At 74.7% G+C, this 5,499-nt stretch carries 5 protein-coding genes; 4 read left to right on the top strand and 1 reads right to left on the bottom strand.

Annotated features, from left to right (window positions below):
- Nucleotides 1-52 precede the first annotated feature (52 nt).
- Nucleotides 53-1,054, top strand: a complete 1,002-nt coding sequence (locus HF519_RS29170; RefSeq protein WP_169416188.1) for a zinc-dependent alcohol dehydrogenase family protein — start codon at nt 53-55, stop codon at nt 1,052-1,054.
- A 28-nt stretch (nt 1,055-1,082) separates the two neighbouring features.
- Here HF519_RS29170 and HF519_RS29165 read toward each other — a convergent pair whose 3' ends face one another.
- Nucleotides 1,083-1,892 (bottom strand): hypothetical protein, encoded by an 810-nt coding sequence (locus tag HF519_RS29165; RefSeq protein ID WP_211170746.1) that lies wholly within the window; start codon nt 1,890-1,892, stop codon nt 1,083-1,085.
- Nucleotides 1,893-2,379: 487 nt separating this feature from the next.
- Here HF519_RS29165 and HF519_RS29160 point away from each other — a divergent pair, with 487 nt between their 5' ends.
- The 3 genes from HF519_RS29160 (at nt 2,380) to HF519_RS29150 (ending at nt 5,378) form a co-directional block, all read left to right on the top strand.
- The gene (locus HF519_RS29160; RefSeq protein ID WP_169416187.1) at nt 2,380-3,777 is read left to right on the top strand and encodes a PAS domain-containing sensor histidine kinase; all 1,398 of its coding nucleotides are present in this window, start codon (nt 2,380-2,382) and stop codon (nt 3,775-3,777) included.
- A gap of 231 nt (nt 3,778-4,008) precedes the next feature.
- Nucleotides 4,009-4,986 (top strand): hypothetical protein, encoded by a 978-nt coding sequence (locus HF519_RS29155; protein WP_169416186.1) that lies wholly within the window; start codon nt 4,009-4,011, stop codon nt 4,984-4,986.
- 140 nt (nt 4,987-5,126) lie between these two features.
- Entirely contained in the window at nt 5,127-5,378 is a 252-nt protein-coding gene (locus HF519_RS29150; protein WP_169416185.1) for a hypothetical protein, read from the top strand.
- Nucleotides 5,379-5,499 lie beyond the last annotated feature (121 nt).

The raw sequence follows: 5,499 nt of genomic DNA, 5'->3' as shown, positions 1-5,499 counted from the left end.
CGCTGATACTGGGGGTGGTGGCGACCGGTGCTGCAGCGTGACGGGAGGACCGATGCGTGCTTGGGTGGTGGACCATCCCGGGCCGCTCAAGGATCAGCCGCTGGTGGCCGCGGACCTTCCCGAACCTGAGCCCGGCCCCGGACAGGTGCGGATCCGGGTGTCCGCGTGCGGGGTGTGCCGCACCGACCTGCACCTCGCCGAGGGCGACCTGGCGCCGCACCGGCCGCGCACGGTGCCCGGGCACGAGGTCGTCGGGGCCGTCGACGCGGTCAGGCCCGACACGCAGCGCTTCGCGGTCGGTGACCGGATCGGGATCCCGTGGTTGCGGGGTACCGACGGCCGTTGCCGGTTCTGCCGGTCCGGTCGGGAGAACCTGTGCCCGAACGCGACCTTCACCGGCTGGGACGACGACGGCGGCTACGCCGAGTACGCGGTCGCCCCGGAGGCGTTCGTGTACCGGCTGCCCGCAGCGCTCGACGACGTCACGGCGGCGCCACTGCTGTGCGCCGGCATCGTCGGCTACCGGGCGCTGCTCCGCTCCGCGCTGCCCCCCGGCGGGAGACTCGGGATCTACGGGTTCGGGGCGTCGGCCCACGTGGTCGCGCAGGTCGCGGTCGCGCAGGGCGCCACCGTGCACGTGTTCACGCGGTCGGCCGCGGCCCGCGAGCTGGCCCTGGAACTGGGCGCGGCGTCGGCGGGACCGGCGGACGCCGCACCACCGGAGCCCCTGGATTCCGCGGTGCTGTTCGCGCCCGTGGGCGAACTCGTCCCGGTGGCGATGCGCGCGCTGGACTCGGGCGGGACGCTCGCGGTGGCCGGGATCCACCTGTCCGACATCCCGCGGCTGGTCTACGCCGACGAGCTGTTCCGGGAGAAGCAGCTGCGCAGCGTCACCGCGAACACCCGTGCCGACGGCGAGGAGTTCCTCCGGCTCGCCGCCGCGCTGCGGGTCCGGCCGACGGTGACTCCGCGCGAGCTCGCCGAAGCCGACCGGGTGCTGGCCGATCTCGCCGCCGACCGCATCATCGGCGCCGCGGTGCTCGTCCCCGCCTGAGGTTCCCGGGTCTGTCGAATCGACGGGGTCACCCCGCCCGCACGCCGGTCACGGCGAACCGTTCCACGTCGGCCACGTGCCCGCCGGTGGCCACCACGACGGTCAGTACCGGCCCCGGTGGAGAGGTGAACGGGACCGTCGTCGACCACCGCGTGTTCTGCCCGCCGGCGGGCACGCAGCAGGCGGTGCCGGCCGGCGCCTCCGCGCCGACCCGCCGGACCTGCACCCGCAGGCTCTCGTCGACCCCGCTGATCGTGCCGCCGACGGGAAGCGGGGAGCGTGCCGTGCTCCCGTAAGCGGGGGTGTCCACGCTCAGCGTGGTGTCGCGGGTACCGACCACCTCCCAGGGGGCGTCGTCGCCGATGCCGAGCCGGACCAGGCGCACGATCGCGGCGGTGAGGATCCGGCCGTCGGGCAGAGCTGCCCCGACGCCGACCAGCGCCCTGCCCGAGCCCTCGTAGCTGCTCGTGACCTGGTCGAGCCCGGTGAACCCGAGGTAGCCCTGGACGAACGACAGCGCGGTGACCCCGGGGTCGAGGTGCCATGGCTGCTGGCCACCGGATCGGTAGGACGCCTGCCACTCGCGGGCGGCCGCGGCGTCGGCGAACGGCCACAGCGGCTGCAGGCCGGGGGAGAGGTTGACGGCCGGCTCCGCACCTGGAACACCGGAGCCGGAGATCCTCGGCGAGCCGGTGTCGCGAAGGTCGCAGCCTGCCACCAGCCCGGAGAGCGCCCAGGCCAGCAGCCCTGTCACCACCACCGCGGCCAGCCCTCTGACGATCCTCGAGACGGGTCTGCGGACGAGCGACACCACCGGGGTCAGGTGACGTGCTCGCATCGCTCACCTCCTGGCCGTTCCCTCCGGGCCCGGTCCGCAGCAAGCGTGACCGCGGCCGCCCCCGTCCGGCAGAGCCGTTCGACCCCCTCGCTGCAGCAGCACCCCGAATGCAGCGTCGGGCGTCGACGGCCCTTGACAGGGGTCCATGGGCGGCGAGGACGATGGCAGGGATCTCCCGCTCGGGCGGCCTCGAATCGGTCGAATGCATCGACAACGCCCGTTCCGGGCAGCCGGCCGCCCGGAGCACCCTGTGGGGCGGGCTCGTCCCCGCAGGTGCGCCGGTGGCCGTTCCCGGGCCGGGAGCACGACCGAGCGGCCGTGGGATGGCTTCGTCACCGCACGGGATGTCACCCGGACAGACCGGGCGACGACGTGTCGTGGCACCGGCCGCCGGCCACCGCCCACCGGCGGTGGCCGGCGACCCGCTCACCCTGCCTCCGGACGACGACCCGTCCGGGCCGCGTGAACCACCGGAAGGAACGATTCGATGATCGCCCGCTCGGCCCGCCTCGGTTCCGTCCCAGACCTGAACCAGCTCGTTCTCGACGCCGCGCCGGAGGGTGTGCTGGTTCTCGACGACTCCGGGCGCATCGTGGTCGCCACCGAGCCGGCGGCCGCGTTGATCGGTACCGAGGCGTCCGCCCTGATCGACCGGACGATCGACGGGCTCCTGACCGAGGATCCGCGCATCGGACGTGGCACCCGCTGCGACCCGCGGTCGCTCCTGCGCGCCGCGGGGTCCTGGCGCGGGTTGCGGGCGCGCCGCGCCGACGGCGGCGAGGTCGCCGTCGAGGCCACCGTCAGCTCGCTGCACCTGGCCGGGGAGACGATGCTGGTGGCGGTCGTGCGCGAGGCCGCCTCCGAGATGGGCGACGCGCAGCTGCGCCGCGTGCTGCACGCGCTCGACGCCGACGCCGACGCGATCTTCGTGCTGGACCCGGGGACGCTGACCTACCGCTACGTGAACGAGGGCGCCCTGCGCCTGGTCGGCTACGGCCGCGAGCGGTTGCTGCGGATGACCCCGCTGCACCTGGACCGGACGGCGACGACGGAGCAGTATCACCGGATCGTCGAGGCGTTGGAGGACGCCCCGACGCGACCGGTGGTCCGGCGGGCGACCCTCGAGCACCGCGACGGCACGAAGACGGCCGTGGAGGAGACCTATCGCTGGTCGGTCCCGGAGCGGGACGGCAGCCGCTGGATCGTCGTGTCCGTCCGCGAGCTCGCGGCCCGGGGGCGCGTGGAGGAGGCCATCCTCGCGGAGGAACGCGAGCGGATCGCCCTGGAGCTCAACGACCGGGTCGTGCAACGGCTGTTCGCGGCGGGCCTGGACCTGCAACCTGCGGTCGCCGCGGTCGACGAGGAGCACCGGACGCGGCTGGCCGGTGTGGTGGAGCAGCTGGACCAGGCGATCAAGGACGTCCGCTCCACGGTGTTCGCGCTCCGCGAGCCGCGCGGAGCCGGTGGGGTCGTCGAGCGGGTGGCGGACCTGGTCGCGCTGGCCGGGGAGACCGTGGGTTTCCCACTCGACCTGCGGATCGACGGTGACATCGAGGCGGTCCCGGCCCAGGTGACGGCGTCGCTGCTGGCGGTGCTTCGCGCGGCCCTGATCGACGTGGTGCGTTCCGCCGCGGTTCGCGCGGTCGGGGTGACGGTGACGGCGGGGCGCGATATCGAGCTCGTCGTCTCCGACCAGGACGTCGGCATCGCGGCCCCGGTCGACGAGCGCAGCCGGGCGGACATGGTCGACCGGGCGGACCGGCTGGGTGGTGCTCTGGTCGTCGAGAAGACCGCCGACGGCGGGGCCGAGCTGCGCTGGCGGGTCCCCGTGCGCTCCGGCCGGCCCCCGCGCCGCGCCGCTGAGTCGCCCGCGCCGCGTCACTGAGGCGACAGCCGGCGGCGGACGGCCGGGTGGAGGCAGGGTTCGGGCAGGTGCAGGCAAGGGGCCGAAAAGGGGCCGACAAGGGTCAGGCAAGGGCCAGGCAAGGGTCAGGCAAGGACCACGGACCCCGCGTCCTGCGGGCCGCCCGGCCCTGGCGAACTGCCCGGATCGGGCGTTGGCTTGTCCCGCGGGGACGGTGTTTCCCGAACTGTCCGCCAGTGCACCGGGGGCGCCATGGCATCGACAGGGCCTGCGGCGGCGCGCCTCCCCGTTCGCGACCCGATCACGCTGCTCTCCCTCGTCGTGGCGCTGCTCGCGGTGTCCGCTGCGGTCACCGGCCTGCTGTGGGGGAGCCGCGCCGACCCGCAGCCCTTCATCACCGCGCGGGGGACTCCGGTGCAGCTCAACGGGGACGGCCTCTACCGGTACGACGCCGTCGCCGCCGCCGCCGGACAGGTCGCGGTCGACATCGTCGTGCTGCTGGTCGGGGTGCCGCTGCTGCTCGTCGCGCTGCGCGGATACCGGCGCGGGTCGCCGCGAGGCGTTCTGCTGCTCGCCGCGACGATGGGCTATCTGCTCTACGTCTACGCCAACGGCGCGCTCGGGGTGGCCTACAACTCGTTGTTCCTGGTCTACGTCGCGCTGCTGTCCGTGTCGCTGTTCGGGTTCTGCACCGCGGTGGTCGGCGCCGACCGGGCGCCGCTGGTGGCTGCGATCGCGTCCGGCCGGGTTCCGGTCCGCGCGCTGGCGGCGTTCCTGTTCACCAGCGGGACGGTGACGGCCCTGCTCTGGCTCGCCCCGCTCGTCGCCGGGCTGCTGTATGGTGCGCCGCCGGCCATGCTGGGCAATGCGACCACGATGGTCACCTACGCCCTGGACCTCGCCGTGATCGCCCCGGCCGCCGGTTTCACGGGGTACCTGCTGATGTGCGGGCGGCCGCTGGGGTTGCTGCTGGCGGCGCCGCTGCTGCTGCTCGTCGTCGCCCTGCTGCCGACGCTCGTGCTCAGCACGGTGCTGCAGGTCCACGCAGGCGTCCCGTTCGATCTCGCGCAGATGGCCGGCCCGGTTGCCGGATTCGCCCTGCTCGGCAGCGTCGGTGCGGCGCTGCTGATCCGGCTGCTCGCCGGGGCCGGGCCGCGCTCCACGTCCGAGGCCGCATCAGCGCAGGTCCAGGCGGTGGATCCCGACGGGCCGTCGACGCCGCCGAGGTGACGTTCGACGCCCGGCACGGGGGTCTGGAGTCCCTGTCGACCGGGTCCCGTCTCCCGGACCCTGGCCGCCATGACGCCGCGCCCGCCGCATCCCCCGCCCGCGTTCAGAATCTCCTGGATCCCGGTCCCGGCCCCGCGGGCGTGCCGGCTGCCACTCCGCCGTCGCCGGGCCACGCCGTGATGGTGACGGCGGGCTCGCTGCTCGTGACGACCGGCGTGGTCCTGGCCGCGGCGGGCCTCACCGGGCTCGTCGCCGACACGCAGGCCCTCGCCTCGTCCGGATACGTCCTGCGGTCGGAGCCGACGGTGCCGGCCGGGGGCCCGGCGGACCTGGCTGTGTCGGCGAGCTTTCCGGGAGATGTCCGGCTCGGGGTGGGGAGCGCGGGCCGGTGACCGATCGTCGACGGGCCGGCATCCACCACCGAAGCCGCCCCCCACCTCGCCGGGGCCGGCCGGTGAGTCGTCCGGGCCGACGCATCGTTCGGCCTTCTCGACGACCGGGACCGCTGGGTGG

The organism is Pseudonocardia bannensis (assembly GCF_012911875.1).
Classification (GTDB): Bacteria; Actinomycetota; Actinomycetes; order Mycobacteriales; family Pseudonocardiaceae; genus Pseudonocardia; species Pseudonocardia bannensis.
The sequence above is the reverse complement of the archived record's forward strand: the minus strand, read 5'-3'. Positions and strand labels throughout refer to the sequence as shown.